We start from the raw sequence: 15,725 nt of genomic DNA, 5'->3' as shown, positions 1-15,725 counted from the left end.
GTCGCACTTGCGACGGGTAGGCTCGTCTTGTCTCGTCCAGGGAGTCCTTGCTTGCGATAGGGGGAATGCGAGCTGGAACCTGATTAAGACAAGGTGTGGAAGCGAGCGGTCATGAGCCCGTACGCAAGCATTGGTTTCAGCCGCTTGGCTTGCCCGTTCATCTTTGATGCTTTTCAAATATTTTTCAGAAGAGTTTGGCAATCAGCCAAACTCTTTGATTATGAAGGCTTTTGCTTTCGCCAATAGCAATTATTTATGTCGTTTTAAAGGAGTGGGATTTAAATGGAAAAGTTGAATCCAAAGAAAACAATGTGGCTTTCTCTGATTCCTGGACTTGGTCAATTAAAAAATGGTCAAAAGGCTAAAGGAATCATCTTTTTAGGCATCTTTGCTCTTTTCATCATTGAAATGGCCGTTTTTGGTTTCAATGCCTTGGTCGGGCTTGTTACTCTCGGGACGGTTGCCGGAAGAGATCATTCGATGTTCTTGATGGTTCGAGGAACGCTGCAATTTTTAGTCACAATTATCTTTTTGATGTTTTATATTGTCAATGTTAGAGATGCAAGAAAAACAGCGGAAGCAATCAATCGAGGCAAGGACGTTCCTAAGACTTGGAAGGAAATGTGTGATTCGCTTGCGACTGATGGTTTTCCTTATTTGCTGACGTTTCCGGCATATATTTTAATGATTTTTACGATTATTTTGCCCGTCTTCGTAACGCTGCTTATGGCATTTACGAATTACGATTTTAACCATATTCCGCCCGCATCTCTTATTTCATGGATTGGTATTCAAAACTTCCACGATATGTTTATGCTCAGTTCCTATCGTGCGACGTTCGGTGCGGTCTTTGGATGGACGGTAATTTGGACATTGTGTGCCTCAACGCTTCAAATCGTGATCGGAATTTTCACGGCTGTCGTTGCTCACCAAGATTTCATCAAAGGCAAAAAAATCTTTGGGATTATTTTCTTGCTGCCATGGGCCGTCCCTGCATTTGTCACGATTATGAGTTTTTCAAATATTTTCAATGATTCAGCTGGTGCGATTAATATCCAGGTAATTCCGTTTTTGAATCATTTCCTGCCGGTTCATATTCCACAGATCAGCTGGATGACTGATCCGTTTTGGACAAAGGTTGCTTTGATCATGATTCAAGGTTGGCTTGGTTTCCCGTATATCTACGTGCTGGTAACCGGTATTTTGCAATCAATTTCTGAAGATTTATATGAAGCTGCGACGATTGACGGCGCAACGCCGGTACAAAAGTTCAATCACATTACGCTGCCTGCAATTTTGGCCGTTGCCGCACCGACGTTCGTGACGCAATATACGTTCAACTTCAACAACTTCTCCATCATCTACCTGTTCAATAATGGTGGCCCAGGAGACGTTGGCGGTGGTGCCGGAAATTCTGATATCTTGATTTCATGGATCTATAAGCTGACGACCGGCACTACGCCGCAATACGGACTTGCTTCTGCAATCACGCTGATTATTTCGGCAATCGTCATTGCGGTTTCGTTGTTCGTATTCAAGAAGTCGCATGCATTTGACATGGATTAGAGAGGGGAATGATTAAGATGGCTGAACAAATAAAAGTCAAAAAGCAAAGCTCGATCAAGAGGAACCGTTTCTTAAAACATTTCTTCACGTATCTGTACATGATTTTGCTTTCGATAATTATTATCTATCCGTTGCTGATTACGACGATGACTGCATTTAAGAGCAGCGACGTGGTTGCCTTTACGCTTGATTTCAGCGGGCCATGGACGTTGAACAACTTCAAGGAATTGTTCACGGATACGCTTTACGGTACTTGGTACGGAAATACGCTCATCATCTCTATTTTTACGATGTTTGTTCAAGTTGCTGTTATTACCCTTGCAGGGTACACATATTCGCGCTATAACTTTGCCGGCAAAAAGTGGTCATTGACTTTCTTCCTTGTCGTTCAAATGGTACCGACGATGGCGGCTCTGACTGCTTACTACGTTTTGGGCATGTTGCTTAATGGGCTTGATCATGACTGGTTCTTGATTTTGATCTATATCGGCGGAGGCATTCCGATGAATACCTGGCTGATGAAAGGATATTTTGACACCGTGCCTTATGACTTTGACGAATCGGCCAAACTTGACGGTGCCGGCAACTTCACTATTTTCTGGAAGATCGTCATGCCGCTTGTCAAGCCGATGATTGCGGTTCAAGCGCTGTGGGCATTTATGGGACCGTTCGGCGATTACATGACGGCTCGCTACCTGCTTCGCGAAGAGGAGAATCTGACTGTTGCCGTTGGGCTGCAGGAATTCATCTCAGATCCGAAAAATCAACAAGTTGCCTTGTTTGCCGCAGGTGCTATTCTGATTGCCCTTCCGATCTGCGCATTGTTCTTCTATCTGCAAAGATATTTCGTAACCGGTTTGACGGCCGGCGGTGCCAAGGGCTAACGGAAATTTTGGAGGCATGGGAGCTAACTTTCTCCCATGAACTCCTTTAGCTTAATTAATTGCTAGGGAACCGGGAATCCGGTTCCTTTTTGTTTTGAAAAAATGCAGAGCCGCGTATTTAGGGAAAGTTGACGTACCGCCTTTGCGAGCGATTGCAAACGTGGTAAAATTATTTGTATAAAGTACTTGAAACGAGGTTTTTATAATGAAAGACGCATTTCCGTCAAATTATTTCGCATCATGGACGTCACCAGTAAAAATGTTTACGAATCGCAAATCAATGAAGTGGTGGCAGCTGATTTTGGTATTCGTTTTCTTGTTTGCGCTTGTTTTAACACCGGTTCCGCTTTATTATCAGCAAAAGACGACGGTCGATATCGGTGAATATATGCCTGAGGTTTCGCAAATGCTAAATGATAAGGAAATGCAGCAAATTGCCAAGAATGCTTCATATTCCAAAGATGAATATTCATTTAAGAATTCGCAGGTTCTCAAAAACGAGAAAGGACGTTTGATGGGCATCAATTTGCCGAAAAAACAGGTAGACAAAGCAAAATCGGCAGTCGTCATGTGCGACAAATTTTTCTATTTGAGAGATCGCAAGGTAACCTACAAGATTTTTTATAACGAAAAATATGCACCGAATGAAGGCAAGTTGAAAGAACAGCTTGTGAAAACTTGGTATCTTAGGAATAAGGCGGCAATTGCATTTTCAATGATGTTTCTTGTGGGATCCATGTTTTTGATGACGGATGTTTTGATCATTCTTGTCGGAAGCATCTTTTTATGGCTTGCAAGAAAGAGTCCGATGATTACGATCGGAAACTTCAAAGAAGCGGTCAACGTCATGTTAAACGTTTTGGGGCCGGCATCGTTGGTGGCATTTGTTTTCGGGACTGTGCATTTCGACTTGTCATTGATGACGGCCGTGCAATCGGCTTCTGCAATCATTTTGATGCTTGTCGTATATACAAAAACTCACTTCAATGATTACTATGTTGAAAAACGCAAATAACTTGATTTTTAAGTTATAATATAGACAGTAGAAAATCAGGTGAGGTAATAGAAATGGACAAAGCGGCAATTTTTCATCACCCAGAAAGCGAAATGGGTTATTTGACCAAACAAAACAAGTATTGCGTGCGCTTGAGAACAAGGCATGGAGACTTTGCGCGAATCAGAGTAATTTATGGTGCTCCTTGCGCAGAAGCACTGAGGAATATCGAGGGCAATACTTGGGCTTTTGACCAGCTCGAAATGACAAAATATTTGGTGAATGGCGAGTTTGACTACTGGGAGGCATTGTTGCCGGTTTCGTCCAAGCATCGCATCAAGTATGCTTTCAGACTGCTTGATGCAACGGATGGAGAATATCTTTACGGTGAAAACGCGCTGAAGATCTTCAACCTTCAAAACGTTGCTCAGATGCGAGGATTCATTACCCCTTATCTGAATAAATGCAGTCAAAAAATTTCAAACGATTGGGCTCAAAAAACCGTGTGGTATCGCGTGATGCCGGATCGTTTCGCTAACGGAGACGAAACAAGCGATCCTAAAGGTGCAGATGACTGGAACAATGATCCAATGAAGGCCAGTCTTTTCGGTGGTGACCTTCAGGGAATCATTGATCATTTGGATCATCTGCAAAAGCTTGGGTTCAACGGACTGTATTTGACACCGGTATTTTCCGCATATTCAGGACATAAATTTGATACAATCGACTTTTTTCAGGTTGACAAAAATTTCGGTACGAAAGAAACTTTGAAAAAACTGGTTGAAGCCGTGCATAATCGCGGGATGCACGTGATGATGGATATTTGTTGCGACCACTTGAGCGATTTTTCGCTCGAATGGCAGGACGTTCGTCATTATAGCGAGCGCTCGTCTTACGCCAAGTGGTTCTTGATTGACAAGTATCCTGTTCGCTACATTCCAAGCGACATTCCTGATTACGCTAAAATGCTGACTTATGAAGCTGTTGACGACAACCCTCATCAGCCAAGACTCAATTTTGAAAATGCAGAGGTTCAAGACATGTTCAGCAATGTTTTCAGTTACTGGACAAGAAATTTCGGAATCGATGCATGGTGTTTGAACAATGCGGATGAGCTGCCTGACTCGTTCAAGCGACGTTTAAAAGATGAGCTGCGTGTACTTGATCCGAGCGTCATGCTTGTTTCCAAGGGACGCCTCAAAGCAAATGACGGTTCAGAAAACGTGCTTGATGTTGTCTTTTCGAATTCGTACTCATGCGAGATTGTTGATGCGTTCACCAAGGGCGACGTGACGCCCATTGATTTGAGCGACTCGCAAGTTCAGACTGCTTCCAAGCGACGCTCTTCGTCTATTCCTTGCGACATATTGGAGTTCGATGCACCGGATACGATTCGGCTGATTGACGCATGCGGCGGAAATGAAGAACTTTTGAGATCATTGCTGGCTTTTTCGTTCATGCAGATTCAGGCCCCTTGTTTTTTGTACGGAACCGAGGATTTGCTGTCGGTCAAAGCGGAAGAAAAAGATGAAAATTCTGGTGAACAGCCGTTTTTAAATGCGAGTCAAAGTCCGTCCTTGCAACCGACGATGAAGTGGGAAAAAGAAAAACAAAACGCTACGATGACGCGTTTTGTTTCACGCTTGACCGCAATCAGAAGAAAATACATCGAGATTTTGACCAAGGGCAGCTTTGAATGGGGGCAGTGCAGCAATAAGACGGGTTTCATTACGTTTACGCGAAGACTTGGCAAGCAGCAACTGTTTTGCTGCTTCAATTTGGGTTACGGCAGCATCCGAATCGTGACGCCGAAAAATGCCAAATTGCTTTTGAGTCAAAATTTGATGGAAAAGGATTCGCGCTTAGGCAAGCAGGGGTTTGTGATTGTGGAAATGTAAAGGTGTGGAAACGAGCGGTCATGAACCCGATTTAGACAAGGTGTGGAGCCGAACGCTCAGCCCCCGCGTATCCAAGTCGCACTTGCGACGGGTAAGCTCGTCTTGCCCGAGCAAGGGTGCTTGGGACAAGGGGGTTGTGAGGCGAAACATGATTATGACAAGGTGTGGAGCCGAACGCTCAACTGAATAATGATTTAAATCCGTGCCATGATTGGTGCGGATTTTCTCTTGTTCTGGGAGGCACGACAAGATTTCACTTAAATTTACGGACAAACTCCCAATTTTCATCGATTTGTCCGTAAACGGCAGTGATTTTGCCAAGGGCAGTGCTGCGCATCATTTGCTCAATCACTGCACCTGACCTCGGTTACGGGCAAATCGTTGCTTTTTGAAATTTGCCCGTAATCTGAGACCACACGGCTTTGGCGAAGGTAACCGAGTAGAACATTTTTCCGAATTTTGGAGATTTTGTTTTACTTTTGGTTCCGCGCACCCTGAATTTGGACCAACCGGTAGACAAAAATGAGGCATTTATTCCGTTTTTTGTCTACTTTCGGATCCGCGCGCTAAAGCAGGATTCCGAGCAAAGCCGCAATCAACAAAATTACTCAAAGGCAGACTGCGGTTCCGGGAAAAATGCCATTTTTTTCGATTTGCCCGCAAACGCCGTGAACGTCGATTCAAGAGGCATCAAGTCATTGTTCGCTGCCGTCAGCTCTGCATTTTACAAAAAAATCGGATGCATGAAAAATGCAGATGGCGGGTCACTACGTTTCTAATATTCATACAAATGCATAAAAAACAAAAAAATCACTAAAAATTGCATAAATATATTGACAAATCCCGTATATAAGTTTAACATATGCAATATCGAAACAGTTAAGGAGTTAATTACTATGAAAAAACGACGACGAAAAGGGCAAATGACGTCTCGTAACTTATCATGATTAGTTGTGCATCTATCAGCATGAAATCAGGCACAACGTTAAATATTGGAGGAAATTGATATGAAAAAGAATATGATTAAGAAGTTTACGCTTGGGATTGCTTCAGTTTGTGCTCTTGGTCTGATTCTTTGCGGATGCGGAAAGAAATCATCAGATAATTCTGTGCAAGAGGTCAAGGACAACAAGACTTTGACCATCGGAACTTCGGCAGACTTTGCACCGTTCGAATTTCCGATCGTTAAAAACGGCAAAAAAGAAATTACCGGTTATGACATCATGCTTGCGCAAAAAGTTGCCGATAAGCTTGGTGTTAAGCTTAAGATCGTCAACACGGAATTTCCGTCGCTCATTTCTGAACTTCAAAACGACAAAGTCGATCTTGTTTTGAGCGGCATGACGAAGACGGCCAAGCGTGCAAAAGTCGTTGATTTTTCAAAGCCTTATTACACGGTTGAGAACGTTATGCTTGTTCAAAAGAAGGATGCTGACAAGTATAACAAGATCAGCGATACGAAGGGCAAGCAAATCGGTGCTCAACAATCAACGACGCAAGAAGACATCGTTAAAAAGCAAATGAAGGGCGCAAACCTCGTGACGGAATCCGTGACGACGAGTCTTGCAACAGAGCTTAAGAACGGCAAGATTGACGGTCTTGTTTTGGAAAATGCAATTGCCAATAATTACGTAAAACAAAATCCTGGCAAGTATGCGATTGCCAAGGTAAAATTGACAACCGGCAAAGATATCGAATCGTACAGCGTTGCTGCTAAGAAGGGCGATAAGAAGCTGATCAAGGTCGTTAACGAGGTTATCGACAAGATTCAAAAAGGCGGCACTTCGGGCCAAATGCTTCAAGATGCTCAGAACTTGCAAGCCAAGTACGGCAAGTAATGAGGAGGATCTAAGATGTTTGACTTTTTAGGGCGCTATTACCCAGCCTTTCTTGAAGGTACCGCACAAACGATTATCATCTCGATCATCGCAAGCGTTATCGGGATTTTGATTGGCTTGCTGCTGGTTTTGATGAGAATTTCCGACAACAAGATTCTGGCGACGATTTCTCGCGTCTATATCTCGGTTGTTCGCGGAACTCCTTCGATGATTCAGGTCATGCTGATTTATTATTCGTTGTCAAAAATCTTGAGCATCCCGCCGATTCATATTCTTGGCGCCAGTCTTGATCGCGTTTTGCCAGGTTCGATTGCTCTTGGGTTAAATTCAGGGGCTTATACGGCGGAGATTTTCCGTTCAGGGATTATTTCGATTCCGAAAGGACAAACTGAGGCTGGTCTGTCATTAGGAATGACGCGTCATATGGTAATGTTTGAAATCGTTTTGCCGCAAGCGGTCAGAAATGCTCTTCCGGCAATGGGAAACGAGTTCATCTCTTTGATCAAGGAATCTTCCGTTCTGTTTTATATCGGCGTTCAGGAAGTTACGGCACAAGCTTTGGGCGTTGGCGGAACGTTGTATGACTTTGTTCCTCCTTTGATTGTCGCTGCTGCCATCTACTTCGTATTGACGTTTACGTTATCCTGGATTATTGGATATTTTGAAAAGAAAATGAGTCGCAAATATGCGCGCCTGGCCTGAAAAACTCCCTAACACACATGATGTCGGCGGGCGCAACTGCAAAACGGCGTCATGTTGCCCCATGGCGCTGTTTTAATTTGTTTTTTTAGTTGTAAAAAAGATTCGCCGGCTAACGTTTGATGTGAGCACAAGCGGAGATTCAGGCCAAAATCTTGCTAGTGAATAAATAATCATTTTTCAACCCAAGTTCATAAAAAGTTCACATCAAACTTGTAATATAAACCTGTAGCTTGAAGGAAATTTCAAGCTAGTTCCTTTTTCCAAAGGAACTATTGTATTGCACGCTTCCCCAGTGCTGCGATATAATCGAATACTCCATATAACCTTTTTTCTCCCTGGCCTTTCCCCGGCTAGGGAGTTTTTTAGTTGTGTTTCTAAGGGAAAAGGCATTATTTGGAAACATTCTGATTATTGTAGGCACAAAAATAAAGAGAATAACTAAAAATCGCTTTTACTCAAAGATGATTGTTATTCTATAAAAAATATATCTTGAATAGTTATTATGATAAAAAATACTATAATTACACTATTAAGTTGGTAATTGAGTAAAAATAAAATTTGTGCATAAATATTAATAATAATCGTTTAATTTCGGGCAGCTTCAGAGGACACGTAAAATGTAAAAACATAAACAGATATGAATCACAATATAAGGGAGAGATAAAAGGCAGCTTGCGACTGAATTCGGTCGTTGTCTGGGAGCTGACTCTTGTTACTCTTCCTTTGGTTATTTCCGTCATAACAGGAATTTTGTTCCCATATACATAAAAAACCGGACGGAATTTGCAGTTAATGCAAATTCCGTCCGGGTTTTCAATTGAGATCACATTCTCCCCAGCCTCTTTGAATCATTGTTTAATTTACGTGAACGGCAAATGAAGGTTGGAAGTAACGGATATTGCCGATTTTGACGCTTTGTCCGGGTTCCGGAGCAGTAATATACTGTCCGCCGCCAAGATAGATTGCAACGTGGTAAGTATTACCGCGTGCACCCCAGAAGAGCAAATCGCCGACTTGAGCCTGGCTGACACTGATCTGTGTTCCGGCGCTTTCCTGAGGAACCGTCCATCCTCCGATTTCCTTGCCGAAGTGTGCATAGACGTAATGTGTAAATCCTGAGCAGTCAAAGCCGCTTGGCGTCTTGCCACCGGAAACGTAAGGCACGCCGATGAATTGTTGAGCATATGCTGCAACCGCACTGCCGCTGATTGAGGATGAAGCGGCAGGAGTTGGTGTCGCTTGCTGCTGAGCAGGTGCAAACTGCTGCTGGCTGCTTGAGCTCGATGGTTGAGCCTGTTGCTGTGTTTGTTGCTGTTGAGCATTATTGCTGCTTTGGGTTGCCTGCTGTGTTTGAGTTGAAGCTTCCGCCTGAGCAGCTTGCTTTTGTTGTTGAGCAGCCTGTGTCTGCTGCTGTGCAGGATTCTTTGTCGGATCGTTGATCGTCAAAGTCGTGCCTGCGACAAGCGTTGCACCAAGGTTGTTTGACTGACGCAATGAATCAACGGTCACACCGTAAGCTTGTGCGATCGACCAAAGAGATTCTCCGGAAACGACCGTATGAGTCGTATGGTTTGCAGAAACGACAACTTGAACCTGTTGCTGTTGAGAAGCCTCAGAGTTAGCAGCAGTCGAAGCTTCTTGTTGAGTTTGAGCATTCGTTGCAGCTGCTTGCTGAGTCTGATCAGCTGAAGCGTTTTGTTGAGCAGGCTGTTGCGTTTGAGCTGAAGCTTGTTGGGTATCGGTGGACGTCGTTTGAGTTTGAGCCGCTGCTTGGGCAGCACCGGGAACCTTGAGCGTTTGACCAGGGTAGATCAAATTTTCGTCTGCTTTAAGGTTGTTCAATGAACGAAGCTTGTCAACCGTCGTGTTTTCAGCCTGTGCAATCGTCCAGAGAGAATCACCGTCTTTTACTGAAACCTCATGCGTTGCTTCCGTTGTCTTGTCTTCTTGTTGTCTGGCATCGTTTTTTGCAGGAATTTGCAATGTTTGACCAGTAACGATCAAATGACTGTTCTGATCAATCTTGTTAAGCGTTTCAATTGATTCGATGGAGACGCCGTATTTTTGGGAAAGATCCCAAACAGTGTCGTTTTTAACAACTTTATGTGCTGTATCGGCATTTGCTGTTGCAGCTGAGGCCAAAAACAAACCTGCAGCACCAGCTGTACCGATTAAAATATTTTTAGCTGTATGATTCAAAATAACTACAACTGCTATATAAAACATAGGATGATGCAAAAACTGCATCCGTTGCGCTTGCCGGCTCAAAGACCGGCATCAAGGCCAGTGGCTCTTCCTAAAGCGACTGACCAGGGCAAACAGCCTTGCCCCTGATTGGTAAATGCTGTTGCGCAACGTTCTTCAATTCTATTAACAGTCTCTATCCTCCCGATTCAAATACTATGGAATAAGTTCTAAATAACACCAACGATAAACAAAGAAACATGCATATCATGTTTCACGGATTATGTCAACAGGGTGAACTTTCCCTTGACACCCTATACGTACTATTCTAACTGGTAAATGTTGCAAATATGAGCTAAAAATATTACAAAATAAGTTATTTTTGTAACAAACAGCTCATTATTGCTGATATAACGGGATTTAAAGGCAAACGTGAAGCTTTTGTGAGATATTGATGAAGCAATGAAGAATTCCTTTTTATAAAGGATTTTGTTTGTTGAAGTTATGGATTTCAAAGTTCTCTTTCATTCTAACGTTACGTGAATGTTACAAAAGACTTAAGGAAACCGATGCCTGGGGAAACCCTTGTAAAATACAGGGTTTTGAACGTCAAAGATTGTCAATGAAAGCTCGTGAATGTTACAGTTATGTTAATTATTAAAATCTGAATTTGTCAATCCGATAATTGAGACATTAAATAAGAGTTGGAATTCAAACATTTCTTTAATTTTCATCGCTGAAACTTATTGCATTTTGCATGATAATAGCCTAAAGTTAAAGGATAGCAGAAACTTTTCTGTTTATTAGAAATAGATTAATTAAATTCAAAACAAGAAAGAAGTGGGTAATGTGACAGAGATTTATAACTTTTCAGCTGGACCGGCGGTGATGCCAAAGTCAGTCGTCAAGAAGATTCAGGCGGAACTTCCTTCATATAAGGGAAGCGGTATGAGCATTATGGAGATCAGTCACCGATCCTCACTTTACGTTGACATGCAAAATGAGGCCGAAAGCGATCTGCGTCAGCTGATGAACGTGCCGGACGATTATGATGTCCTGTTTCTTCAGGGGGGCGGGACGCTTCAGTTTGACACGATTCCCCTGAATCTGGCACGCAGGGAAAAGACCGTTGCCGTTGTCGATTCCGGACATTGGGCAGTCCGTGCCAGGCAGGAAGCGGATTTGCTGCCAGGAATCTCGACATATGCGGCAGCATCCGGAGAGGCCGAAAATTACACGAAGCTGCCGTATTCTCTGAATTTGGACAGACCTTGCGACTATGTTCACGTCACGCTCAACAACACGATTGAAGGAACGATGTATCGCAAGCTGCCGGACGTAAAGGGAAACGTCGTTGTGGCTGACATGTCGTCAAACATTCTTGCCCAAAGATATAACGTTGAAGATTTTGGACTTATTATGGCCGGAGCACAGAAGAACATCGGCCCGGCCGGTCTGACCGTCGTGATTGTCAAGCATTCTCTGCTCGATGAAAGTCAAAACCTGCCTTCAATGCTTGATTACGTCAAGCTTTCAAAGAAACATTCGACGCTCAATACGCCGCCGGTCTTTGCGATTTACGCGGCTGGTCTCGTCTTTAAGCAGCTGCTTGAAGAAGGCGGCGTTGATGCCGCACAAAAGCGCAATGAGGAAAAATCACGCTTGCTTTACGAATTCTTGGACAATTCCAAGCTGTTCAAGTCGCCGGTCTTTGCAGACGACCGGTCAACGACGAATATTCCGTTCGTTACGGGCGATGAAGAATTGGATCGGCGCTTCATCAAGGAGGCAGATGAGGCAGGGTTCAAGAATCTCAAGGGCCATCGACTGGTCGGTGGCATGCGGGCCAGCCTGTATAATGCGTTCCCGCTGAAGGGCGTCAGGGCATTGGTTGAATTCATGGAAAAATTTGAAACGGAAATCAAGGGGGAAAACTAATGACATTCGATGTTAAGACTTACAACGTAATTGCTCAGGAAGGGATTGACGTTTTTCCAAAGGACTCATATACGGTCAACCAGACGGAAAAGCCGGATGCTTTGCTGATAAGAAGCCAGGACATGCATAAAACGGCTTTTGGAACGAACGTGCTTGCGATCGCTCGGGCAGGGGCCGGATTCAATAATATCCCGCTTGTAAAATGCACGGATCAGGGCACCGTCGTATTCAATACCCCGGGCTCAAATGCCAATGCCGTCAAGGAGCTTGTCGTTGCGCTTTTGATCTTGGCAGCCCGTCCCGTTATTCCTGCGATTCAATGGGCCAAGAAGATGGGCGGCGCGGATGTTTCGCTGCAGACTGAAAAGGGCAAGAACCATTTTGACGGAACGGAACTTCAGGGTAAGCGCATCGGCGTTATCGGACTTGGTTCCGTCGGGTCAAAAGTTGCCCGTGCAGCATATGATTTAGGGATGGACGTTGTCGGATACGATCCCTATATTTCCGTTGAGCATGCCTGGAGGCTTTCCAACGACATTCCGCGCGCGGAATCCCTCGATGACGTTTTGAATGACAGCGACTATGTCACGATTCATATTCCGTATACTGAACAGAACCGCAATCTGATTTCTGCAGAGGAGCTTGCAAAAATGAAGGACGGGGCAGTCCTCCTGAATTATTCGCGCGGCGGAATCGTCAACGATCATGACGTCTGCGAAGCGCTTGATTCCGGCAAGCTGAGGCTTTTCATGACTGACTTCAGTTCTCCTGAAGTTCTTAATCATGACAAAACGGTCGTGACGCCGCACCTTGGTGGAACGACGGAAGAAGCCGAGGTCAACGGTGCCAAGCAGGCTGCAAGAACTTTGCGCAAGTATCTTGAAACGGGAAACATCGTCAATTCGGTCAATTTTCCGACGGTCGAAATGCCGTTTGAGGCACCGCTTCGCCTGACTTTGATTCACCAAAACATCCCCAACATGGTTGGACGCATCACGACAATCTTGGCAAATCGCGAAATCAACATCGACAACATGATCAACAGGTCGCGCGATAAGATTGCCTATACGGTAATTGATGCGGCCGCTCTTTCCGAAGAACAAGTCGAAGAGCTTGAGAAGGAATTGATGACGATTCCTGAGGTCATTCGCGTCAGGGCATTGCACAATCACGCCTAAGGTATGGTATAATTAAATTCCTTGGCAGGGGCAGACGGAAAGCATTTCCGTTTCCTTAGCGGCATCCGAGTTGCGCATGCGATTTGGACGTCGCTTTTTTAAGAAGATGCGGTGAATGCGTTTTCTAGTGACGGTGGCTTTCTTTTTTGATTAAACGTTATTTCGGAGACACAAGTTCCGATGTTTATCGCCAAGAAGACCGTCGCTATGAGCACTGCATTTTTCATGAAGGAAAGCATCGGTGACTTGTTCTATACATTCTGGACGGATGATGCTAGAATTGGGAATAACAATTTCTCAGAGGTGAGAATTTATGAGCAAAGTAAAGGTTCTTGCTGCCTGGTTCGTTACGGGTATTTTATGTTTTACGGCCTTTTTCATGTTCAGGAAAAACGGTGCAGAAGTCAAAGTTTACGGAAGCTCAATGGCCCCGACGATTGATTCCGGGCAAAAGGTTTTTATCGAATATCATAAAAAAATCAAGCGGTCGGACGTCGTCGTCTTTGATACCAAAAGGATGTCCGTCAAGCCGGAAGAAAGCGGCTATTACATCAAACGCGTCATTGGACTTCCAGGTGATTCCATCGAATCAAAAAACGGAATCATCTATGTCAACGGCAGGGAAAATTGATGAAAGCTATCTGAATGAAGAACAAAAAACGTCGGCTTCAACGGGTGATTGGACGCTGCACGATCTTGGCGTGCGCAATCACTGGAAGACGATTGTCGACAGAGTTCCTGAAAACAGTTATTTCGTTTTGGGGGATCATCGTTCGACTTCGGAAGACAGCCGGATGTTTGGCTTTGTTCCCAAGCGGGCTGTCGTAGGCGTAATGGATAAGTGAGAATAGGAGGCTTTTGATGCGTTCGTGCGTCAAAAGCCTTTTTTGAAGAAAATTAAAATGGGACCGGATTATCCGATCCCATTATCTTTAATTATTGTTCAAAGATTTGATTGGCAAGCGTTCGATTGCGTTCATGAGGAACAGCAAAACGATGACTTCAATCGGCCAGCTGATGATTTCCTTTGGAAGTCGCTGAGCCAAAAGGCCATACAAGGCGCCTGCCGTTTTGGTCTGGAAGTACATCAAAAAGATCCACATCGTGTTGAAGAACACGTTTGAAATCAGGATCTGAAAGAAAGTGTACGTTGCCAGACGCTGCCAGGTAATTTCCTGACGGTGCAAAAATAATCCGGCGATAACGCCTGTGACAAATGCAGAGAAGGTAAATCCGATAAAGAATGACGATCCGGTTGAAAAAACGGTGTTGCTGATCAGGTCGTTCAAAACCAATGCAACTCCACCAAGCCATGGACCAAGGAAATACCCGATCATTGCGGTACCGATAAAGCCTAATCCGACCTTGACGACGTTTTCGGGACCAACCGACAGTTTTGACAGGCAAAGCTGAATCGCAATCAGCAATGCGCCAAAGGTCAAGGTTCGAGTCGTCAGTTTAGGACTGCTCCATGTAAGTTTTGTCATTAGATAAACATCTCCCTAAAGTTTATTGGGGGAGACAAGCACCAAAAATTATGAAATTGTAATTATGGTGAATGCGGAAGAACCACGCAGGCCAATGACAGGACCTTTCTGCTGACGTTCACATTCCGTTCCGTCAGCCCTTGACGCAGGACTTCCTACCCCTGCAACGAATAATATAACATAGATTGGGTGCAAAATCCACCATGAAACACGAATGTTACTTAAAAACTTGACGGTTATCGTTCACTTGTAGCCGGATGTGGTCACGGACGCAGGAAAATGACGTTGTCGCTTATTTCCTGTTTCAATGTCTCTGTACGGACAGATTCATCCGGCTTGTCACTCTGGACATGACGACGAAGAATACTGGAACTGCAAAGAACATCACGAAACCTGTTGCGAAGTCGGCCGGAAACGCTGCGAGCGCGGTCACGGCAGCCTTGCCGAACGGAAGACCGGCATCGATGAGACTTTCGGCGAGATAGCGGAGATAGCCAGAAAACATCTTGACGAGGCCGGAGACAATGCCGATTGTAATCAGTGACGAGCGGGAAAGACCGTCATTTCTTTTCAGCAGCCTGTAGGAAACCGCAACGGCCGCCGTCAGCAAAAGGACTTCCATGACGGTCAGGTATGCATGATTGGCGTAACCGTTCAGAAGATCAAAAAGGCCAAGGCCGATCGCGCCTGAGATAAAACCGTACTTGAATCCCAAGAACAGCGTGCCCAGAGCAACAAAAGAAAAACCAAGATCGACGAACGGGTGACCGACGGGTGACGGGACGTGAATCTGGAACATTGCGAAGACATAGTCAAGCGCAGCGAAGAATGCTGCCCGAATTACTGCGTAAAGCTTTTCATTTCTCATAATAAAACCTTCTTCATAATAGCGTTAAGTGAATTATAGGTTTCGGATGGTTAAAAATCAATTAATAAACGATGTTCTATTTAATTTTCGGATAATGTATCGATACAATTATGTGCTTGGATGAGATGCCGACTGTGCGGACACAAAAAAACGGATGATTCACAAAAAAGATGCGAATCATCCGCTGA

At 44.3% G+C, this 15,725-nt stretch carries 13 protein-coding genes and 1 riboswitch; of the genes, 10 read left to right on the top strand and 3 right to left on the bottom strand.

Annotated features, from left to right (window positions below):
• The first annotated feature begins 282 nt into the window (after positions 1-282).
• The 6 genes from LRC_RS09615 (at position 283) to LRC_RS09580 (ending at position 7,882) form a co-directional block, all read left to right on the top strand.
• Positions 283-1,566: a carbohydrate ABC transporter permease gene (locus tag LRC_RS09615; protein WP_014074232.1), complete on the top strand. Its 1,284-nt coding sequence runs from the start codon at positions 283-285 to the stop codon at positions 1,564-1,566.
• 8 nt (positions 1,567-1,574) lie between these two features.
• Positions 1,575-2,450, top strand: coding sequence for a sugar ABC transporter permease (locus tag LRC_RS09610; protein ID WP_014074231.1), 876 nt, complete (start codon positions 1,575-1,577; stop codon positions 2,448-2,450).
• A gap of 205 nt (positions 2,451-2,655) precedes the next feature.
• On the top strand, positions 2,656-3,465 hold the full coding sequence (locus tag LRC_RS09605) for a maltodextrose utilization protein MalA (RefSeq protein WP_014074230.1): 810 nt from the start codon (positions 2,656-2,658) through the stop codon (positions 3,463-3,465).
• Between the two features lie 53 nt (positions 3,466-3,518).
• Complete coding sequence (locus tag LRC_RS09600; RefSeq protein ID WP_014074229.1) at positions 3,519-5,342, top strand: alpha amylase N-terminal ig-like domain-containing protein; 1,824 nt, start codon at positions 3,519-3,521, stop codon at positions 5,340-5,342.
• A 1,007-nt stretch (positions 5,343-6,349) separates the two neighbouring features.
• The gene (locus LRC_RS09585) at positions 6,350-7,180 is read left to right on the top strand and encodes a transporter substrate-binding domain-containing protein (protein ID WP_014074227.1); all 831 of its coding nucleotides are present in this window, start codon (positions 6,350-6,352) and stop codon (positions 7,178-7,180) included.
• 15 nt (positions 7,181-7,195) lie between these two features.
• The gene (locus LRC_RS09580; RefSeq protein WP_014074226.1) at positions 7,196-7,882 is read left to right on the top strand and encodes an amino acid ABC transporter permease; all 687 of its coding nucleotides are present in this window, start codon (positions 7,196-7,198) and stop codon (positions 7,880-7,882) included.
• A gap of 855 nt (positions 7,883-8,737) precedes the next feature.
• Here LRC_RS09580 and LRC_RS09575 read toward each other — a convergent pair.
• The gene (locus LRC_RS09575) at positions 8,738-10,108 is read right to left on the bottom strand and encodes a C40 family peptidase (RefSeq protein ID WP_338034082.1); all 1,371 of its coding nucleotides are present in this window, start codon (positions 10,106-10,108) and stop codon (positions 8,738-8,740) included.
• 807 nt (positions 10,109-10,915) lie between these two features.
• On the opposite strand from LRC_RS09575, the gene serC reads away from it, so the two are divergent.
• The 4 genes from serC to lepB (LRC_RS12115) all read left to right on the top strand — a co-directional run bounded on the left by serC (position 10,916) and on the right by lepB (LRC_RS12115) (position 14,027).
• Positions 10,916-12,004 (top strand): 3-phosphoserine/phosphohydroxythreonine transaminase, encoded by a 1,089-nt coding sequence (gene serC / locus LRC_RS09570; protein ID WP_174519772.1) that lies wholly within the window; start codon positions 10,916-10,918, stop codon positions 12,002-12,004.
• Positions 12,004-13,182 carry a 3-phosphoglycerate dehydrogenase family protein gene (locus tag LRC_RS09565; RefSeq protein ID WP_014074224.1) on the top strand — a complete coding sequence of 393 codons (1,179 nt, stop codon included), beginning with the start codon at positions 12,004-12,006 and terminating at the stop codon, positions 13,180-13,182. The genes serC and LRC_RS09565 overlap by 1 nt, the downstream gene beginning before the upstream one ends.
• A 313-nt stretch (positions 13,183-13,495) precedes the next feature.
• Entirely contained in the window at positions 13,496-13,813 is a 318-nt protein-coding gene (gene lepB / locus LRC_RS12120; RefSeq protein ID WP_258414324.1) for a signal peptidase I, read from the top strand.
• The gene (gene lepB, locus LRC_RS12115) at positions 13,791-14,027 is read left to right on the top strand and encodes a signal peptidase I (RefSeq protein ID WP_258414322.1); all 237 of its coding nucleotides are present in this window, start codon (positions 13,791-13,793) and stop codon (positions 14,025-14,027) included. The genes lepB (LRC_RS12120) and lepB (LRC_RS12115) overlap by 23 nt, the downstream gene beginning before the upstream one ends.
• Positions 14,028-14,114: 87 nt before the next feature.
• Here the strand turns inward: lepB (LRC_RS12115) and LRC_RS09555 are convergent, their stop codons facing one another.
• Positions 14,115-14,669 carry a folate family ECF transporter S component gene (locus tag LRC_RS09555; protein WP_014074223.1) on the bottom strand — a complete coding sequence of 185 codons (555 nt, stop codon included), beginning with the start codon at positions 14,667-14,669 and terminating at the stop codon, positions 14,115-14,117.
• 63 nt (positions 14,670-14,732) lie between these two features.
• Positions 14,733-14,834, bottom strand: a riboswitch (THF riboswitch).
• A gap of 139 nt (positions 14,835-14,973) precedes the next feature.
• Positions 14,974-15,537, bottom strand: coding sequence for an ECF transporter S component (locus LRC_RS09550; RefSeq protein WP_014074222.1), 564 nt, complete (start codon positions 15,535-15,537; stop codon positions 14,974-14,976).
• Positions 15,538-15,725 lie beyond the last annotated feature (188 nt).

The sequence above is a fragment of the Ligilactobacillus ruminis ATCC 27782 genome, assembly GCF_000224985.1.
Taxonomy (GTDB): domain Bacteria; phylum Bacillota; class Bacilli; order Lactobacillales; family Lactobacillaceae; genus Ligilactobacillus; species Ligilactobacillus ruminis.
Note: the sequence above shows the minus strand (reverse complement) of the source record. Positions and strands in the feature narration are given on the sequence as shown.

What these genes read in the sequence shown, in the direction of transcription:
- lepB (WP_258414322.1), top strand. Translation starts at nt 13,791, where the DNA reads ATGTCAACGGCAGGGAAAATTGATGAAAGCTATCTGAATGAAGAACAA.
- LRC_RS09580 (WP_014074226.1), top strand. Translation starts at nt 7,196, where the DNA reads ATGTTTGACTTTTTAGGGCGCTATTACCCAGCCTTTCTTGAAGGTACC.
- LRC_RS09615 (WP_014074232.1), top strand. Translation starts at nt 283, where the DNA reads ATGGAAAAGTTGAATCCAAAGAAAACAATGTGGCTTTCTCTGATTCCT.
- LRC_RS09555 (WP_014074223.1), bottom strand. Translation starts at nt 14,669, where the DNA reads ATGACAAAACTTACATGGAGCAGTCCTAAACTGACGACTCGAACCTTG.
- LRC_RS09610 (WP_014074231.1), top strand. Translation starts at nt 1,575, where the DNA reads ATGATTAAGATGGCTGAACAAATAAAAGTCAAAAAGCAAAGCTCGATC.
- LRC_RS09600 (WP_014074229.1), top strand. Translation starts at nt 3,519, where the DNA reads ATGGACAAAGCGGCAATTTTTCATCACCCAGAAAGCGAAATGGGTTAT.
- LRC_RS09575 (WP_338034082.1), bottom strand. Translation starts at nt 10,108, where the DNA reads ATGTTTTATATAGCAGTTGTAGTTATTTTGAATCATACAGCTAAAAAT.
- LRC_RS09605 (WP_014074230.1), top strand. Translation starts at nt 2,656, where the DNA reads ATGAAAGACGCATTTCCGTCAAATTATTTCGCATCATGGACGTCACCA.
- LRC_RS09585 (WP_014074227.1), top strand. Translation starts at nt 6,350, where the DNA reads ATGAAAAAGAATATGATTAAGAAGTTTACGCTTGGGATTGCTTCAGTT.
- LRC_RS09565 (WP_014074224.1), top strand. Translation starts at nt 12,004, where the DNA reads ATGACATTCGATGTTAAGACTTACAACGTAATTGCTCAGGAAGGGATT.
- lepB (WP_258414324.1), top strand. Translation starts at nt 13,496, where the DNA reads ATGAGCAAAGTAAAGGTTCTTGCTGCCTGGTTCGTTACGGGTATTTTA.
- LRC_RS09550 (WP_014074222.1), bottom strand. Translation starts at nt 15,537, where the DNA reads ATGAGAAATGAAAAGCTTTACGCAGTAATTCGGGCAGCATTCTTCGCT.